Annotated in this window: 12 protein-coding genes; 8 read left to right on the top strand and 4 right to left on the bottom strand. The window is 48.6% G+C overall.

Annotated elements, in window-relative coordinates; all coding sequences use genetic code 11:
- Positions 1 to 877: 877 nt before the first annotated feature.
- The 8 genes from HMPREF9999_RS01820 to ahpF all read left to right on the top strand — a co-directional run bounded on the left by HMPREF9999_RS01820 (position 878) and on the right by ahpF (position 14,083).
- Positions 878 to 4,189: a SusC/RagA family TonB-linked outer membrane protein gene (locus tag HMPREF9999_RS01820; protein ID WP_009436562.1), complete on the top strand. Its 3,312-nt coding sequence runs from the start codon at positions 878 to 880 to the stop codon at positions 4,187 to 4,189.
- A 34-nt stretch (positions 4,190 to 4,223) separates the two neighbouring features.
- Positions 4,224 to 5,807 (top strand): RagB/SusD family nutrient uptake outer membrane protein, encoded by a 1,584-nt coding sequence (locus tag HMPREF9999_RS01815; protein ID WP_009436560.1) that lies wholly within the window; start codon positions 4,224 to 4,226, stop codon positions 5,805 to 5,807.
- 29 nt (positions 5,808 to 5,836) lie between these two features.
- Positions 5,837 to 6,733 carry a putative zinc-binding metallopeptidase gene (locus HMPREF9999_RS01810; protein WP_009436559.1) on the top strand — a complete coding sequence of 299 codons (897 nt, stop codon included), beginning with the start codon at positions 5,837 to 5,839 and terminating at the stop codon, positions 6,731 to 6,733.
- Positions 6,734 to 6,740: 7 nt separating this feature from the next.
- Positions 6,741 to 8,060, top strand: a complete 1,320-nt coding sequence (locus tag HMPREF9999_RS01805) for a DUF4302 domain-containing protein (protein WP_009436558.1) — start codon at positions 6,741 to 6,743, stop codon at positions 8,058 to 8,060.
- 78 nt (positions 8,061 to 8,138) lie between these two features.
- A complete protein-coding gene (locus HMPREF9999_RS01800; protein ID WP_009436556.1) occupies positions 8,139 to 9,200 on the top strand; it encodes a BACON domain-containing protein in 1,062 nt (353 codons plus the stop codon).
- 288 nt (positions 9,201 to 9,488) lie between these two features.
- Positions 9,489 to 11,531, top strand: a complete 2,043-nt coding sequence (metG, locus tag HMPREF9999_RS01795; RefSeq protein ID WP_009436555.1) for a methionine--tRNA ligase — start codon at positions 9,489 to 9,491, stop codon at positions 11,529 to 11,531.
- Positions 11,532 to 11,834: 303 nt separating this feature from the next.
- Positions 11,835 to 12,401 (top strand): alkyl hydroperoxide reductase subunit C, encoded by a 567-nt coding sequence (ahpC, locus tag HMPREF9999_RS01790; protein WP_009436554.1) that lies wholly within the window; start codon positions 11,835 to 11,837, stop codon positions 12,399 to 12,401.
- Between the two features lie 125 nt (positions 12,402 to 12,526).
- A complete protein-coding gene (ahpF, locus tag HMPREF9999_RS01785) occupies positions 12,527 to 14,083 on the top strand; it encodes an alkyl hydroperoxide reductase subunit F (RefSeq protein ID WP_009436553.1) in 1,557 nt (518 codons plus the stop codon).
- 148 nt (positions 14,084 to 14,231) lie between these two features.
- Here the strand turns inward: ahpF and HMPREF9999_RS01780 are convergent, their stop codons facing one another.
- The 4 genes from HMPREF9999_RS01780 to HMPREF9999_RS01765 all read right to left on the bottom strand — a co-directional run bounded on the left by HMPREF9999_RS01780 (position 14,232) and on the right by HMPREF9999_RS01765 (position 18,715).
- Complete coding sequence (locus HMPREF9999_RS01780; RefSeq protein ID WP_009436552.1) at positions 14,232 to 15,131, bottom strand: leucine-rich repeat domain-containing protein; 900 nt, start codon at positions 15,129 to 15,131, stop codon at positions 14,232 to 14,234.
- A gap of 105 nt (positions 15,132 to 15,236) precedes the next feature.
- Positions 15,237 to 16,154 (bottom strand): hypothetical protein, encoded by a 918-nt coding sequence (locus tag HMPREF9999_RS01775; protein WP_009436551.1) that lies wholly within the window; start codon positions 16,152 to 16,154, stop codon positions 15,237 to 15,239.
- A gap of 77 nt (positions 16,155 to 16,231) precedes the next feature.
- Complete coding sequence (locus HMPREF9999_RS01770) at positions 16,232 to 17,452, bottom strand: fibronectin type III domain-containing protein (RefSeq protein WP_009436550.1); 1,221 nt, start codon at positions 17,450 to 17,452, stop codon at positions 16,232 to 16,234.
- Between the two features lie 93 nt (positions 17,453 to 17,545).
- Positions 17,546 to 18,715, bottom strand: a complete 1,170-nt coding sequence (locus HMPREF9999_RS01765; protein ID WP_009436549.1) for a DUF4856 domain-containing protein — start codon at positions 18,713 to 18,715, stop codon at positions 17,546 to 17,548.
- Positions 18,716 to 18,863 lie beyond the last annotated feature (148 nt).

Here is an 18,863-nt window from a genome sequence, read left to right as displayed (position 1 = left end):
TTTTGCACTTTTTGCTTTCACAACCTTCACACTCACTAGTAAAACGTCTCCATTTTCTGGCTTAAAATCAAGGAGATATTCTGTAAAATGTCGGAGAATTCTCGGAATATCTCCGACATTTTTGCAAACTGCTCCAAGAGAGGAGAAAAAAGCACCGAGATTTCTTCTAAATCACACCTATTTTTCGACATTCACAATCTACCATTATCCACCAATTTCGGAGAGTTTCTTACAGAATTCCAAAAGGATATTAAAGCACACGTTATAACCCACTCATTACAAATAGATTACACGGAAAACGGTGAAGGTTGTGAAAGCAAAAAGTGCAAAACTGCAGGGTGCGCGCACGTACGCACGCGCGAGGGAGGCAAGAATAGACTTCTTAACATAACGGGTAGCATCTCAATTCTAGCAGAGCACATTCGAGTTTCATAAAACAAATATATGCAAATTACAGACCAACCTACGAATTAAAGTAATTGCATACCTACCCATACCGCTCTAAACGCTAATGTCTCCTTCATCTTGAGAAGAAAAATCAAGAATACCATCCAAGTATCAATGCATAAATACATATTACCACGCAAAAAAACATCCCTATGAAACCCAAAATGCAGCAATAACTCAACCACGATATTGCAAAGCAAAAAAAGCATTCCAACTAGCTAAATCATAAAATAGAAGTTCAACTGCCTGATACTTCATCTTTTAGTAAAGCAATCACCAAAAAGTCAAAACAAATTGGTATCTTTGGCCCCGCAATCATTTCATATTTATTCAATCGGCACGTTGGGAGTTATCATTTTTCTTTATGTTACCATCACCTCAAAGAGAAAAAAACCACCGCGCCCTATTTCGTTATTTACCCACATTTTCTATGAAGAAAAGGCTCACATTGATGCTCTTCGGCCTGTTTCTGTGCATTGGCGCCGTACTTGCACAGACACGCGTTTCGGGCGTTGTAATCGCTGCTTCAGACAATCAACCTCTCTTTGGTGCACGTGTCTCAGCCGATGGCGGACGAAGCTTCACCGCCACTGACGAAGACGGTAAATTCTCTCTGACCATCAAGGGAAAAAATCTCAATGTCACTGTTAGCTACCTTGGCATGCAGTCGCAAACCCTCAAAGGTGCGACCGACATGAAGATATCCCTCAAAGATGCGCAATCATTGGGTGAGGTCGTCGTTACAGGTCTCACCAAGACCGACCGCCGTATGTTTACAGGTGCGGCTGATAAAGTAGACGCTGCTACGGCTCGTTTGAGCGGTGTAGCCGATGTGAGTCGTTCGCTCGAAGGACGCGCTGCTGGTGTCTCCGTACAAAACGTGAGTGGCACCTTTGGTGCGGCTCCTAAAATCCGTGTGCGTGGTGCCACCTCCATCTTTGGTGCTTCTAAACCTCTCTGGGTGGTCGATGGTGTCATCATGGAAGATGTGGCCAATGTAGATGCCGACAACTTGGCTTCGGGTAACGCCGAGACCTTGATCAGCTCTGCTATCGCTGGCCTCAACGCTGATGACATCGAGAGTTTCCAAATCTTGAAAGACGGCAGTGCCACCTCTATCTATGGTGCACGCGCCATGTCGGGTGTCATCGTAGTGACCACTAAGAAAGGTAAGCAAGGACAATCGCATGTGAACTACACGGGCGAATTTACCACACGCCTCATCCCTTCTTACAGCAACTTCGATATTCTCAATTCACAAGACCAAATGAGCATCTATCGCGAACTTCACGATCGCGGTTGGCTCAATTTCTCCGAAGTCCTCAATGGTAGTGACTACGGAGTTTATGGTCACATGTATAAATTGATCAACACTTTCAATCCGAAGACTGGCCAGTTTGCCCTTGCCAACACGGAAGAGGCTCGCAATGCTTACTTACGTCAGGCTGAATTTCGCAATACCAACTGGTTCAAGCATCTCTTCTCTAACGCCATCATGCAAAACCACTCTGTGAGCTTGAGCGGTGGTACGGAGAAGTCTAATTACTACGCCTCAATGAGTGCTATGCTCGATCCAGGTTGGTACAAGCAGAGCGATGTGAATCGTTACACTGCCAACTTCAACGTCACACAGCAACTCCTTGAAAACCTTTCGTTCAATGTGATTGGTGGTGCTTCTTACCGCAAACAACGCGCTCCCGGTACGCTTGGACAGGATGTAGACGTGGTGGATGGTGAAGTGAAACGTGACTTTGACATCAACCCTTACTCTTACGCGCTCAACACTTCTCGTGTGCTTGATCCCCACACATACTATGTGGCGAACTATGCGCCTTTCAATATTTTCAACGAACTGGACAACAACTACATCGACCTTAATGTGCTCGATGCAAAGTTCCAATTTGAGTTGAAATACAAGCCTATCAAGGGCTTAGAACTTGCGGCTCTCGGTGCATTCAAATATGCTGCCACCTCACAAGAGCACAAAATTATGGAGAACTCCAACCAGGCATTGACCTATCGTGCGATGCCTAACTCCATCATCCGCAATAGCAACCGCTATCTTTATCGCGACCCTGATCATCCCTATGATCTCCCTATGACCGTTTTGCCCATCGGTGGTGTTTATCACAAGAACGAAAACCGCATGAGCAACTACGACTTCCGCACCACTGCGACCTACACCCACACCTTTGACCAGAAACACACCATCAACCTCTTTGGTGGTGCTGAAGCAACTGACCTCCAACGCACACGCACTGGCTTTGAAGGATGGGGTATGCAATACAACTCTGGCGAAGTGCCTTTCTATATCTACCAATATCTGAAGAAGGGCATCGAAGACAGCAAGAACTACTACTCTCTCACCAATACCAACTGGCGTTCGGTGGCTTTCTACACCAACATGAGCTACTCTTATCGGGGTCGCTATGTCTTCAACGGTACGTATCGCTATGAAGGGTCTAACCAAATGGGACGCAACAGCAATGCTCGTTGGATGTCTACTTGGAACCTTTCTGGTGCTTGGAACCTCCACGAAGAAGGTTTCTTCTATCGCCTCCGTCCACTCTCTCGTTTCACCCTTCGTGCTTCTTATAGTTTGACCGGTACTCCCCCCGATCCTTCTTACAGCAGCTCAACCACGGTATTCCGTGCAGGCAACCCCTTCCGCATCTATGGTGAGGACAGAGAACCCGTCATCGGCATCTCACAAGTGGGTAACCACACTTTGACCTACGAAAAGAAAAACGAGTTTAACCTCGGTTTCGATGCTGGTTTGTGGCAAAACCGCATTGGTGTGACTTTCGACGTTTATAGCCGTAACAACTTCGACGAAATGGGTATCATGGTAACCCAAGGTCTCGGCGGAGAAGTGGAACGTGCTGCTAACGTGGCTGAGATGCGCTCTAATGGTATGGAGCTTAGCATCTCTTCCACCAACATCAAAAAGAAGGATTTCTCTTGGAGCACTAGCTTCGTTTACTCCTACACCAACACTGAAATCACGAAACTCTTCAACAGTGGTAATGTGATTTCCCTTGTGAGCGGTACTGGTTTCCCCAAGCGTGGCTATCCCGCTCGTGCACTCTTCAGCATCCCCTTCGTGGGCATCAACGACGAAGGTGTGCCCATGGTGATGAACGAAAAGGGACAAGTGACCACAGACGACATCAACTTCCAGGAACGTACCAACACGGACTACTTGAAGTATGAAGGGCCTACCGATCCTAAATACACGGGCTCGTTGGGCAACGTATTCTCTTACAAGAATTTCCACCTCAACGTTTTCCTCACCTATTCTTTCGGCAATGTCGTGCGCCTCGATCCTAAGTTCCGCGCTCGATACAACGACCTCGCCTCTATGACTCACACCTTCCTCAATCGTTGGGTCAAGGCAGGAGATGAGAAGAAAACCAATGTGCCTGGCTTCTTGAGCTACCGCCAATATGCCACACACACCAACTTGCGCTATGCCTACAATGCCTACAACTACAGTTCGGCACGCATAGCTAAGGGTGATTTCGTTCGATTGAAAGAGGTGTCACTCACCTACGATCTCCCTGCACAACTGCTCAAGGGCAAGGCCGTGCGCACCATTTCTGTGAAACTTCAGGCCACCAACCTCTTCTTGCTCTATGCCGACAAGAAGCTCAACGGACAAGACCCTGAATTCTTCAATGCGGGTGGTGTGTCTTCACCGCTCCCCAAGCAGTTCACTCTCACTCTCAAAGTTGGTCTCTAATTTCTACTTAGTAGATCTATAATCGCTACTTCCAATGAAGAAGATTAAACTCAGCATATTCCTCCTTGCAGCAGTCGGCTTCATGACTGCCTGCAACGACTTCCTCAACAAATATCCCGATAATCGCATGGAGTTGCGCACTCCATCTGATGTAAGCAAGCTCGTGGCCTCTGCCTATCCTGATGCTTATCCTGCTTACCTGCTCGAGATGTATTCGGACAACACCGATGAGCAAGTCAATGAAACATGGTCGTCGCTCGATCGCTTCCAAGAACAAGCCTATGGTTGGGCTGATATCACCGAAACGGGTGTGCCCGATGTGCCCCAAAAACTCTGGAATGCCAGCTACTCTGCTATCTCTACAGCCAACGCAGCTATAGAGTTCATCGAGAAACAATCCAATCAAGATGCCTACCAAGGTCAGTTGGGCGAAGCAAAGATTTGTCGCGCTTATGCCATGTTCCAACTTGCCAATGTATTCTGCCGTGCCTACAACCCCAACACTGCAGAGAAGGAGTTGGGACTGCCCTATCCTTATGCCGTAGAAAATGACCCACGCGCCACCTACCAACGTGGCACCTTGGCACAACTCTACAGCAACATCGAGAAGGATTTGACCGAAGGCATGGAGTTGATCAGTAACAACAATTACGCTCAACCTAAGTATCACTTCACACCTGCAGCAGCACACGCTTTTGCAGCACGTTTCTATCTCTATGCTCGTCAATACGAGAAAGCGATTGCCCACGCTGATGCTGTGCTTGGCACGGATGCTACTCCTATGCTCCGCGACTGGGAACAATGGCGCAAACTAGGTGCCAACGATCAGGTACAACCCAACGACTACATTAAGAGTTCTAAAAACACCAACTTGCTCCTCTTCACAGGTATGAGCATGTGGGGGTATGTGTCTCGTCCTGTAGGCATTGGTAGCAAATATGCTCATGGCAAGCTCCTCTCTTCTTCCGAGACCTTAGAGTCTAAAGGCCCTTGGGGAGAAGGTGGCACAGTCTTGAACTATATGGTGACCAGTGGAAGCAATGTGTCTAAAGTAGCTTTAGGCAAAATTCCTTTGAAGCTCGACCAATACGACCCACAAGCTAAGACTGGCGTACCCTATGCGCAGTTCTCTGTGTTCAATGCAGATGAGACACTCCTTGTTCGTGCTGAAGCAAAAGCCCTTTTGGGACGTTATGAAGAAGCTGTGGCTGACATCAACACCTTGCTCAAGGTGTTCATCCGCAGCGAAGCAAAATCTACAGAAGCCACTCGCACTCTCACCCTCAAAGGCATCCAGTCTTTCTACAATGCTCTGCGCTACTACACTCCTTCTCAACCCACAGTGAAGAAGCAGTTGCACACGGATTTCACCATCGAAGCCACCACGCAAGAACCCCTCTTGCAGTGCATCCTTCACCTTCGCCGTTTGGTCACCATTCACGAAGGCCTCCGCATGCAAGATGTGAAACGCTATGGCATGACCATCTATCGTCGCCGTGTGAGTGTCGAGAATCGCATCATCGAAGTCACCGACAGCATGAAGACCGACGACCCACGCCAGGCCATACAGTTGCCTCAAGATGTTATCACAGCCGGTTTGCAAGCTAATCCACGCTGATATATTTCATACTTCAACGACACATCCACATGAAACTCTCCTATATTTACAGTAGTCTTTTGGTGGCCGTACTCATTGGTGGTGGTTGCACCGTGGCAGCTTGTTCCGATGATGCTCCCAAAGGGCCATCCATCTTTCCTAACACCCAAGTAGAGCGCAATGCTTTCGACAAGTGGTTAGTGCAGAACTATGCCAACCCTTACAACATTCGTTTTGCCTATCGCTTGCGCGACATCGACACAGAGACGAACTACAACGTGAGCCCTGCTGATAGTGCAAAAGCGACGAAGCTCGCCATCATATTCAAATATCTTTGGCTCGATGCTTATGCAGAGGTGGCTGGAGTTGACTTTGTCAAAGCCAATGCTCCTCGCACCATCATCGCCATTGGTTCACCTGGTATCAACGCACAAGGTCTTCAGACTGCAGCTAGTGCAGAAGGTGGATACACCGTGCGCGTCTATCGCGTGAATGATTTGGATCAGACCATCTTAGAAAATCAAGACCAACTCACGGAATACTACTTCCACACCATTCACCACGAATTTACCCACATTCTCAATCAGAAGAAGCCTTACCCCGTGGCTTACGACCAAATCAGCAAGGCCGACTATTTGGGATCAGAGTGGATTCGTAAGAAAGATCCAGAAGCCTTGCGCGCAGGTTTCATCAGCCCCTACTCCATGGAGAATCCTGGTGAAGACATTGCCGAGTTGCAGTCTTACTACATCACTACGACTCCTCAAAAGTGGGAAGAGAAGCTCAACAAGGCAGGCAAATCAGGACGTGCCATCATTGAGCAAAAACTCGATATTCTCCGCGGTTATCTCAAAAACTCGTGGAACATTGACATTGACCAACTCCGTGATGCTGTGCTCCGTCGCACACACCAAGTGTCCTCTCTCGACTTAAACCAACTCAACTAATTGCCACATGCGAAAATATCTATCCTCTCTGCTTTTGCTTTGTGCTACACTCACGTGGCAATCGTGCTTGCACGAGAACACCACCGTTTTCGAACAGTCTGCAATCGAGCGCATAGAAACTGCAGCTCAGCAAACTCAGCAAGTTCTTGAATCCTCCCCAAATGGTTGGTTGCTTCGCTACTACGCAGGTCAAGGCTACTCTGGCCCTGCCTATAGCATTCTCATGAAGTTTACCAAAGGTCATGCCACGGTTCTCAGTGATTATGATCCTGATAAAACCACCACTGCGGCCTACTCTATCGCCAAAGACCAAGGCGTTGTCCTTTCTTTCGATAGCTACAACGAAGCCCTTCACCAATTCTCTCGCGTGTGGGAAGGTAGCGGCGCGCGTGGCATCGAAGGTGACTATGAGTTCATGGTACTTTCCACCTCCAACGACACTATCCGTTTGCGTGGCAAGAAGTGGAAAAATGATATGGAGCTTATTCGCTTGCCTGAGACCACTGACTGGAAAAGCTATATCACCAACATCTACAATCTCCAAGAGCAGCTCACCACTCAGTTCTTCGCTCTACAATTGGGCCAAGACACTTTGACACAGGCTACACTCAATCCGCAGCTCCGTCGCCTTTCGTTCACAATCGACAACTACAGCTACGATGCTCCGTTCACTTTCGCTCCTAACGGTATAGAACTACTTCGTCCCGTTACGCTGAAAGGTAAGAAATATACGTCTTTCACCTGGCAAAAGGAGAGCAAGTCTTTCGTCAACGACGAACTTAGCCTCGGTCTTATCATTCCAAAGAGCTATCGCAAGCGTGATGAATGGATCGGTGACTGGCGACTCAACTGTAATGCCTTCAGCCTGAGCAAAGCCGTTAATACACGTCGCTTCCCTGTGGTGCTCCACATCCTCAAATATAGCGAACGACAACCCGATTTGTTTGAAGCCAATCTCACCTTCAATGGTCAGACTTATGGCCCACTCAACATGGTTTACGATCCTGCAGTCGGTACCATAAAATTGCCAGGTGGACAGATTCTTGCGGACAAGTCTGGTAAATACCCTGGAGGTATTCTCCTCACTCCTGGTATTATTAAAACAGGAACTTTGGTTCAAGAGCCTGAGATTGGAGTAACCTTCAAATGGAACCCTGATCAGAACAAAGCCGATGTGGAATATGACGAAACCACACAAGGTAAGATAGATGCCTTCATGGGTATTGGTATCAACTATCAACAGCAACCCATGCTGGACGAGAAGGGTAACCCTGTGGTGCCTATCCTCATTGCCAACATCCGCGATGTTTCTCCCGTCAAGCAGTAAAGCTACTTGCACAGTGTAACACACTGACATCATCCACCTGAGTAGTCGCTACTACTCTTCACATCATTCTACTTCGATATGAAACATATAATGCTCTTTCTCTCGTTCGTTGCGCTGCTGGGTTTCTCAGTAGGGTGCTCATCTGACGAGAATTTGGACATCCCAGCTCCAGCTGTTGAGGTGCTCAAAGCCGAGACCTTCTTCTCTGTGCTTGGAGGAGAAAAACAAGTCGTTGTGGCCAAATCGCCTGCAAAGGCCTATGCACTTAACGACTGGCTCAAGGTCACTACAGTAGATAAAACGATAAAGCTCAGCACCTCTTTCAACAACACGCCTCAGTCTCGCAACACGCTCTTGGTGCTTAAAAATGAGCGTGGCGACTCCACCAACATCAACATCATGCAGGAAGGAGTCAATTTTGGTCTTCCGCAAGAATCAGCCTATTATGGTGGCGACGAGACTTACAAGACTAGCATTCCCGTGACCTCCAACGTGGATGTAAAATATTCCTCCACTGCAGACTGGCTCACGGTGGTGCACGAAGGCAACCAACTTCAAGTGCAACTGACGGCCAACAAAACGCTTCGTCCTCGCACTGCCTTCATCAAGGCTGAAGCTCTGGGACTGAAAGACTCCATCGTGTTTGTGCAAGCCTCTATCTCTGACGTTGCAGGCAAGTACACCCAACATGCGTTGCACCTGAAAGGTGACGACATGGTGGAAACTACCAACCAAGTAGAAATTGTCCCCATCTCTTCTACAAGAGCCTATTTCATCGTTGACAACATCTACAAATGGGAGGTTGAATTCGCTCCAGGAAAGGGCTTCACCCTATCCAATGGTAAGATACTCCGCGAAGAAAAAGATCCCAAAACTGGAGCTACGCTATACATCCAAAGTGCACTTGCTGTGGACAGCTACAACAAGAAATCTCAAACCTACATCATGGGTACTCGAGATTTGCTCGATCTGCGTGTAGGTGCAGATGGACAATTGGAGTTCAAGCAACACGAAAAACTAGATGACACCCGCAACTGGGGCTCTTATCTTTTCGCACGCTTCAACACAAAGACTCCCGACCGCGGTTCGTTTAGCGGTATCGTCACCGAGTTCATCCAGCCCCGTTTGGTGCGCAAGTAAGCTCACTGCGAAATTTCTCACTAGGGATTCTTCAACATGCAAGTTGGAGAATCCCTTTTCTATGAGTTCTCCTACAGCCGCTAGGCCACGACTTACACAGCCATTTGTAAAAGCAAGACTTAGCCATTAGCGAAAGCACAGCATTCCTCGTGCCTCTCTGCTGGGAGATAAATGTGGTTCATCGGACATTGGGAGTGATGAACCATAAATGTTCCCACATAAATTCTCGGGACAATCCTATTCCTATTGCCTGAGAAATGCGTAACTTTGTAGCAAATATACTTGACAATGAATAACAAGACATTCAATAGAACTCTCGTCACTGCCGCCCTTCCCTATGCAAACGGCGGTGTGCACATCGGTCACTTGGCCGGTGTTTACGTTCCTTCCGACATCTATGTGCGCTACCTCCGTTTGCGCAAGCAAGAAGTCCTCTTTGTCTGCGGTTCTGATGAGCATGGTGTGCCCGTGACCATCCGTGCCCGCAAAGAAGGTTGCACCGTTCAGGAGGTAGTCGACCGCTACCACTATCTCATCAAGCAGTCTTTTGAAGACTTCGGCATCTCATTCGACGTCTATTCTCGCACCACCAGCGACACCCATAAGAAAGTGGCTTCCGATTTCTTCCGAAAGCTCTATGATAAGGGTGAGTTTTTGGAACGCGAATCTGAACAATACTACGACGAAGAAGCGAAAACCTTCCTCGCAGACCGCTACATCACTGGCGAATGTCCTCACTGCCACAATCCGCATGCCTATGGCGACCAGTGCGAAAAATGTGGTAAAGACCTTTCTCCCACAGAGTTGATCAATCCCGAATCCAAAGTTTCGGGTTCTAAACCCGTATTGCGCAAGACAAAGCACTGGTATCTTCCCCTCGACAAACACCAAGAGTGGCTCGGCCCTTGGATTGGTGGTCACAGCGAGTGGCGTCCTAACGTGAGCGGACAGTGCAAGAGCTGGCTAGACATGGGCTTGCAACCTCGTGCCGTGAGCCGCGACCTCGATTGGGGTATCCCTGTTCCTGTGGAGGGTGCAGAAGGAAAGGTGCTCTATGTATGGTTTGATGCTCCCATCGGCTACATCTCCAACACTAAAGAACTCCTCCCCGACTCTTGGGAAAAATGGTGGAAATCGGAAGACACCCGACTCCTCCACTTCATTGGCAAGGACAACATCGTGTTCCACTGCATCGTATTCCCTGCAATGCTCAAGGCGGAAGGCTCATTCATCCTTCCCGACAACGTGCCTTCTAATGAGTTCCTCAATTTGGAAGACGACAAGATTTCCACTTCTCGCAACTGGGCGGTGTGGTTGCACGAATATCTCCAAGATTTCCCTGGTAAACAAGACGTGCTGCGCTATGTGCTCACAGCTAATGCTCCCGAAACCAAGGATAACAACTTCACTTGGGCGGACTTCCAAGCGCGCAATAACAACGAACTTGTGGCGGTCTACGGTAACTTCGTGAACCGCGCGCTCCAACTCACGCAGAAGTACTACGAAGGTGTCGTGCCTAGCTGTGGCGAACTCACAGAGAGCGACCTTGCCACCATCGAAGAGTTCCGCGGTGTGAAAACTGAAGTGGAGCGTCTGCTCGACACATTCCGCTTCCGCGATGCCCAAAAGGAGGCGATGAACTTGGCGCGCATCGGTAATAAGTACCTCGCTGATGCCGAACCTTGGAAGGTTATCAAGACCGATCCTGAGCGCGTGAAAACGATTCTCTACGTTTCCCTCCAACTAGTGGCCAATCTTGCCATAGCCTTCGAACCTTTCTTGCCCAATAGTTCTGCGAAATTGCGCGAAATGCTGGCCAATCCTCAACTCGCTTGGGACCAACTTGGACAGACTGACCTTCTCGCAGCAGGAACCACCCTTCCCAAGCCTGAATTGCTCTTTGAAAAAATCGAAGACGAAACCATTCAAGCGCAACTCGACAAACTCGCTGCCATCAAAAAGCAGAATGAGCAAGAGAACCATCGCGCCAACGACATCAAACCTACGATTGCTTTTGAAGACTTTGAGAAGTTGGACATCCGTGTCGGCACTGTCACCGCTTGCGAACGCGTGCCCAAGATGAAGAAGCTCCTTCGTTTCGACATCGCAGATGGACTCGAGAATCGCGTCATCGTTTCTGGAATCGCTCAACACTACGAACCAGAACAATTAGTGGGTAAACAAGTTTGCTTCATTGCCAACCTCGCACCTCGCACCTTTAAGAATGGACTCACCAGTGAGGGCATGATTCTCTCAGCGCTCAATGCCGATGGCACACTCGCTGTGATTTGCCCTGAGAAGAATGTACTCCCTGGTTCAGAAGTTGGCTAGCGCAAGCACAAGATAAAACCACCCTAATCACTTATTTTACAACAACTTAAACCACATCTATAGTTTTCATCTATATTGTGATAAATCCCATCTGTTTGTTGGCTAAAATATAGTACGTACTTTTGCATCGTCAAAAAGAAAGTTCCACCTCATGGGGGAATAACTTAGCGACGATGGCCATTAGCCAACACAGACATAACTAACTATTTCAGAGGCATAAACTCAGTTGTCAGAGATAAACACTCGGCCACAGAGATTGCCCAAGAAATTATCTCAACAACTACGAACATAAATATCTATAATATGCAACCCATCATCAACGCACAAGCACCCGAATTTAAGGTAGAAGCCTACCACAATGGCGAGTTCAAGACCGTTAGCAGCGCAGATCTCGCTGGCAAGTGGAACATCTTCTTCTTCTACCCTGCCGACTTCACTTTCGTTTGCCCCACAGAACTCGTTGACCTCGCTGAACAATACAGCAAGCTCCAAGAAATGGGCGTAGAAGTGTACTCAGTAAGCACTGACACTCACTTCACCCACAAGGCTTGGCACGACGCTTCTGATAGCATCAAGAAGATCAAGTATCCTATGCTCGCTGACCACACTGGCGTGATTTCTCGCGGTTTCGGTGTTCTCAACGAAGAGGATGGTTTGGCATATCGCGGCACTTTCTTGGTAAACCCCGAAGGTTTGATCAAGGTTGCCGAAATCCAAGACAACAGCATCGGCCGTAACGCTGAAGAACTCGTTCGCAAGGTTGAAGCAGCTCTCTATGTGGCTAGCCACGATGGAGAAGTTTGCCCTGCGAAGTGGAAGAAAGATGCTGAAACTCTTAAACCCAGCATCGACCTTGTAGGCAAAATCTAATATAGAGATCCATACGTTAATAGGTTTTCATTGATGGGTGCGGCATTGTTCAGGGCTTGAACTTTTTGGATGCCGCACCCTTTTTCTATTTTCACCTATATTATTACCTTACACTACCAGATATTATGATCGAACAAAGCCTTCTCCAGCAAGTCAAACAAGTGTTTGCTGCATTGGAATCCCAATATACCCTTCGCCTCGAAGCTGATTCTTCTCATGAGAGCTATGAGGAGTTTAAGCAATTTCTCACCGAATTTGCTTCTACTTCTGATCATCTCACCCTAGAAGTAGTAGAAACACCTGGCACTCTTCGCATGGTGCTTGCCAAAGATGGTAAGGACACTGGTATCGTTTTCCGTTGCATCCCTGGAGGACACGAGTTTACCTCTCTCCTCCTCGCAGTGTACAACGCAGATGGTAAAGGAAAGACACTCCCCGACGAAGCCATTGCCCGTCGCATCAAAGCCCTCAAAGGGCCTATTCACCTCACCACCTACGTATCACTCTCTTGCACCAACTGTCCAGACGTAGTGCAAGCCCTCAATGTCATGGCTTTGCTCCACGACAACTTCACACACGAGATTGTCGATGGCGCACTCTTCCAAGCTGAAGCTGACGCCCTCCACTTGCAAGGTGTACCTGCGGTGATGCACGAAGGCAAATTGGTCCATGGCGGTCGTGGCGAAATGGCGGGTCTCTTGGACGAACTCGAAGAAAAATTTGGCACCGAAACAGCAAATCTTGAAGCTATCCGTCGCAACTACGACGTACTCGTAGTCGGTGGTGGCCCTGCTGGTAGTGCTGCAGCCATCTATTCCGCGCGTAAAGGCTTGAATGTTGCCATCGTTGCCGAACGCATTGGTGGACAAGTCAAAGACACTGTAGGCATCGAGAATCTTATCTCTGTGCCTCAGACCACAGGTGCCGAACTTGCAGCCAACCTCGGTAAGCACATTGGTGCATATCCCATTGACGTGTTTGAGAACCGCAAGATTGAAAGCGCATCGCTCCACAGATGCACCAAAGAAATCAGTGTAAAGGGTGGAGAAGTCTTCATTGCTCCTGCTGTCATCATCGCCACGGGTGCAGGTTGGCGCAAACTTGGTGTGGAAGGCGAAGCCGACTATCTCGGCCGAGGTGTACACTTCTGCCCTCACTGCGATGGGCCTTTCTACAAAGGCAAGCGTGTAGCTGTGATTGGTGGTGGTAACTCTGGCATCGAAGCAGCCCTCGACTTAGCAGGTATTTGCAGCCACGTCACTGTTTTGGAATTTGCCGATAAGCTCCTCGCTGACAATGTGCTCCAAGATAAGGCACGCGCCACGGAGAATGTGGAAATTTTCACTATGGCACAAACCACTGCTGTGCTCGGCGACAGTCAGAAGGTGACAGGCATCCGTGTAAAAAATCGCACTACAGAAGAAGAACGTGAGATTGAACTCGATGGTATCTTCGTGCAAATCGGTCTTGCTCCCAACACGCAAGCCTTTGCTGAAGAACTGGAGCTCTCTCCTCGTCGTGAAATCCAAGTCGATCGCACCTGCCGCACTTCAGTGCCTGGCGTATATGGTGCTGGTGACTGCACAGACGTGCCTTACAAGCAGATTGTTGTTGCCATCGGCGAAGGTGCTAAGGCAGCCCTCTCTGCATTTGACGACCGCGTGCGTGGCGTGATTGGCTAAGCCCATTCCCACAAACTCCCAAGAGGTGACAAGCATTATGTCACATTCCTCCCAATAAAAGAAAATGCCATCTGGACTCAGAAGAGTCCAGATGGCGTTTTTTTGTTTGTTTACTGCCACCCGCTATGAGCGAACAGCAGAGAAATGCTTAGGGAACGAGTACTTTCACGGTAGTACCGTTGGAGTAGCGCACCACATTCACACCTTGCACAGGAGCAGATAAACGGCGACCTTGGAGGTCAAAGCGTGCCACTTCATTCACACCGTTAGAGAGCGTTACAGTTTTCACACCAGTTACGATGGCTGTTTCAGGCTTAATTTTACCTTCAAAGGCAGCTTTATAAGCCTCTAAAGCCTCAGCAGGTACGATAATCTTGGAGAGCTTGGGACACTTATTAAACAACTCAGCAGGGACATTGTTAGGAGGAGTTGTTCCTGTGAAGACCACTGTGGTGAGATTCGCGCAGTTGTCAAACACCTTATTCTCGAGATCGGACAAAGATTCAGGGAGAGTCACCTCTTTAAGCTTTGTATTTGCAAACGCATATTGGCGGATGATCTTCACTGTGTTAGGAATCACCACTTCTGTAAGACCAGAACTTTGGAAAGCATTACCAGAAATAACAGTGGTATTCTCAGGAAGAATCACTTTCTTGAGGGACTCGCAGCGATAGAAGAGCTTCACACCGATTTCGTTGTCAGCACTGGGAGCATAGTAACGTGAGTAGAAACCAACTTTTTCATTGAAATAGTTCTTACCTGCTTCTTGTTTGATGAGTGCCTTTGAGAGATCGAGGGTAGCAGTCACGCCCTCTGATTCAGCACCAGAGTAGTCGCGGCCACACATCTCACGCACAAGCTTGAGGTCTTCGCCATTAAGAGGACCTGCCACGGTGAGGTTCTTAGTCTTATAGCGATCAGCACCAGGAATCAGTGAAGAGAGTTCGCCAGTCTTGGTGGTGGTCACCGACTTCTGTGCGAAGGTAGCAGCAGATACCAAAGCAACGGCTGCCAAAGCACAGCCACGGAAAAGCGTAGAAATTTGCATGTAGTTGATAGTTTATTTATTGAATTGATATTGATGTCTTGAAAGTTTTCCACAAGGCTCTCCAGTGATGGAGAGCTTCTATATAGCATTCACAATGAAGCCACGTTAGCGCACTTCAAAAGGCAGGACGAGTTTGTGGCCTTGTCCGCGAAGTACCACATATCGTTGGCGCACTTCTTCCACGATGAGCGTGTGCTGTCCTTCGGTGAGTCCGCTATTGCGAAACTCATCGGGATAGCGCATGGTATAATTGAGTGTGAGATGCTCTCCCACTTTGGGATTAACAATGGCAGGGGTCACCTGAAGCGAGCGCAAAGCTCCATAAGGTTGCGCATTATTGTTGAGCCACACGCCCACACCTTTGCGATGCACCACAGAGAGGGTGTTCATTTGGCGGAAAATACTGCGAGAAGTCGTGCCGTAAATGCCAGGTCGATTCACCTCTCCCTCACAGCGCACCACCACTTTCAGTAAAGTGGGTTTGCCCACTGGAGGAACTATTTTCACTTGTGCCTCCCCTTCGTAACGCGCATCAATCTCCAAGATGTTCGTCTTTGCATTCCACTTGGTTGAAATCGCGCCTTCAGGATCTAAGACTTCGAGGTCTGCAAACTTACCACCTCCATTTACGCTGATAAAGCGACTTTCATCACGTGGAAACAGCCTTACTTCTTGATGGCTCACGCTCACTTCGCGATCCTCTACATGGAGCGCGATGCGACGTATCTCATCACCCGAATGGATGGTGGCGAACGTCTTACCCGTGAGTTGGCCTGTGATGCGGAGTGTGTCCTCATTGATCGCGACTTTAGCCAAAGTGCCATCCGCCACATAGGCAGCATATTTGCCAGTTCCACCACTGAGCAAGACGATTCTTGTGGCTTGAGGCGAAATGCTCAAAGAGTCGGCATCAGTGGCTCCCACTCGAATAGGAGAAGAAGGCACGCTCGTGTCATCGCAAGCCACAAAGACTAGGAAGCAACAGAGCATTACTCCCCACAGAAGGGAAAGTTTCGACAGCATGTGCTGAGAGGGAAGAGAAAAATATCGCATTTTCTAAAAGAGAATTCTGATTGGATGTAAGAATAAATCGAGGACATTTAGTCCACTTGCACCACATATTCCAGTGTCCACTCACGTTCGGGTGATTCTACCACCACAACACGCAGCACATGTTCGCCTGCTGAGGGGAAAACAAGGAAATCTCCATCAGGTTGCACCACCTGATCATCAATTTCGTAAGTGATTTGAGCAGAGACCTCAGCCAAATCACGCCAATAGAGTGGCAGACGACGAGGACAAGTGCCATTTTCGCGAATGCTATAAAGCTGAGGGATTCGAGTTTGATCGTTGACTCCTCGATCTAGGGGCTGAGTTCTCACTGCGATTCGCGCTGCTTTCTCAGATGTTTCGACCCCCACACGTGTATTCACTGTAATCTCATAGCTCGTGTTGTAGTTCAAGCGAGACAAAAAGCACTGCGTTTCGCTGGTAGTGGCTTTTAGCTCACCATTCACGCGCACTTCATATTGCACCCCAGCTTGAGCCACAGGCAACCACGACAAGGCAATTTCTCGCTGTTGGGCTTTTGCTTTGAGATCCGTGGGAGGTTGTAGTGTATTGCTCGATGAGGGTTCAGCAATCATCACAAGACTGATGTCGTCCATTTGGATAAATCCGCCGTTAGCTTGGGCTTCACCGTCATACTCTAGGTAAAATCCCACCCCTGCATGATCTGCTTGGCGAGGAGCCTCAAACACAAGTTCTCTCTTTTGCCAAGTTTCAGAGATGTTCGTAGCGAGGTCGGCAGCTGCTTTGCGCTCATCTTTCTTTAATTGTCTGCTCCCTTGCAACCAGTCGATGGTGGCTATGACATTATTTTTCGCATGCTGACCTTTATACCAGTATGTGAGGCGATAGGTAGCTCCACCTTTCACGCGCAGGTGATAGGGATTGAACTCCGCATCACGCGAGAAGAAAGACCCACCATTCGGATAAAACTTCATGGCATACTCACCGCCATGCGCATCTTTCGTACGTTGGGGAAAGAGCGAAGCGTTAATGTACCAGAACTGTGGCTTTAGATAAGGGTCAAAGTCCGCGGGAGGATTTTCCTCTTCCGAACCATCATCGGGATTTTCATTATCATTTTCAGATACTTCCGCAGTCGTCGCAGCACGTGTGGAAGAAACGTCGATAGGGGCTGTTCTGTAGGATTCAAAACCGCCATTGGGCAGAATGTTTTGTCCCAACTGAGCAAAGGTTTGTAGGGAAAATCCACACAGAATCAGTACTAAAAGTGAGTATAATCGTTGCGTCATATCGTCAAGACGTGAGATTTTAAATGTATATGTGGGCGAAAGCAAAAGTAACTAGCCTGCTCCTATCCGGATTGACGGAGAGTGGACAGGCACTTACTTCAAGCCATATCGCGCCTTAATCTGTTTTGCCACCTGAAAAAGCATACCTTCTTGTGCATCGGTGCCCAGTAGTCGCTCGCGCTCCCACATTCCTCCCTCGGCAGTAAGAGCGGCAATGAGTGCCTTCACCTCATCATAGGTGAAATACGGTTTTCCCTCGGCATTGCGTGTGAACTGCAAGGCATAGATTGCGCCAAGTGCTTGTCCCAAGAATGGCAGAGCATGGGCAGGTTCTTCTTGCAGATTGCTCAAAGTGCGCGTGCCCGTGAGCAAATGTAGGGCATTGGCAGCAGCCACCTTGGAAAGTTCAGCACGTACGATGCGCATTTGCTCCAGTGCATCGGTATATCGATATTCCGTCAAGGCTTGACGTCCAAGCGCAAAGGCACGATACAGAGTGATGCGACTCTTCTTTAGGGCTGAAATCTCGGAGTTCTCCACCAAAGGCAACCAAAACTGATAGTAACCCCAAGCTAAGTCCCAATGGTGTTCGAGCGCAGTGTAGTTGCGCCCTGGGAGGAGTTTACCATTTTCGTGGTCATTGCGCAGCTGTTCGTTGAGCAACACCGCCTCATCAAGGTGCACATTGAGGATTTGGTCGAGAAAGGCCGCGCCGCGCACGAGTTCTTGAAACATCTCAGCCACTACTACACCACGATCATCGGCAAAGCACAGATTGACATCACCAATACTATAACCGACAAAGCCACCTTTGCCCTTCTCTGCACGTTGATTGCGCGTGGTGCTTGGGCTCTTCGTACCGAGTCCACTGAGTTTTCCAGTCGTAGTGAAGATTTGCTCCACATCGCTCAAGACTTTCGAGCTGTCTGCTGCGTGAAGTGCCGAACGACAAAGGATGTTTCTAGGCGACCAGCCAAATTCTCCTTCATTAAAATAGCCCTTCATGCGCGCCATGTTGGCAGGGTACATGAGATTGGCCTCCACTAAAAAACTCGAATAAACGTAGTCCAAAGGCTGTTTGACCAACTGGCATTCGAGGATGTCCACACTGCTCGCCTCGTTGCGCTTGAAACTGAAAGTGGGATCGGGCACGGGGGGATAGATATAGGACGTCTCCACCACTTCATCGGAAGTCGTATCACAACTTTGCAGCGAAAAGAGGCCAAGCAATAGGAGGGGGAGAAGAGAATAGACGTTAGACATTAGAGATTAGACATTAGAGGGTCGCGGACCCGTTTTTGCTCGCCACAGAGTGGCTCGGGCATTTTAGACGTTAGAGAGTAGACGCTAGAAACTAGGTCTGAACAGTCACACATTAGGCTTGAGAAATCTCACCTTCGATTGGAGAAAA

The organism is Alloprevotella sp. oral taxon 473 str. F0040 (genome assembly GCF_000318095.2).
Classification (GTDB): Bacteria; Bacteroidota; Bacteroidia; order Bacteroidales; family Bacteroidaceae; genus Alloprevotella.
Note: the sequence above shows the minus strand (reverse complement) of the source record. Positions and strands in the feature narration are given on the sequence as shown.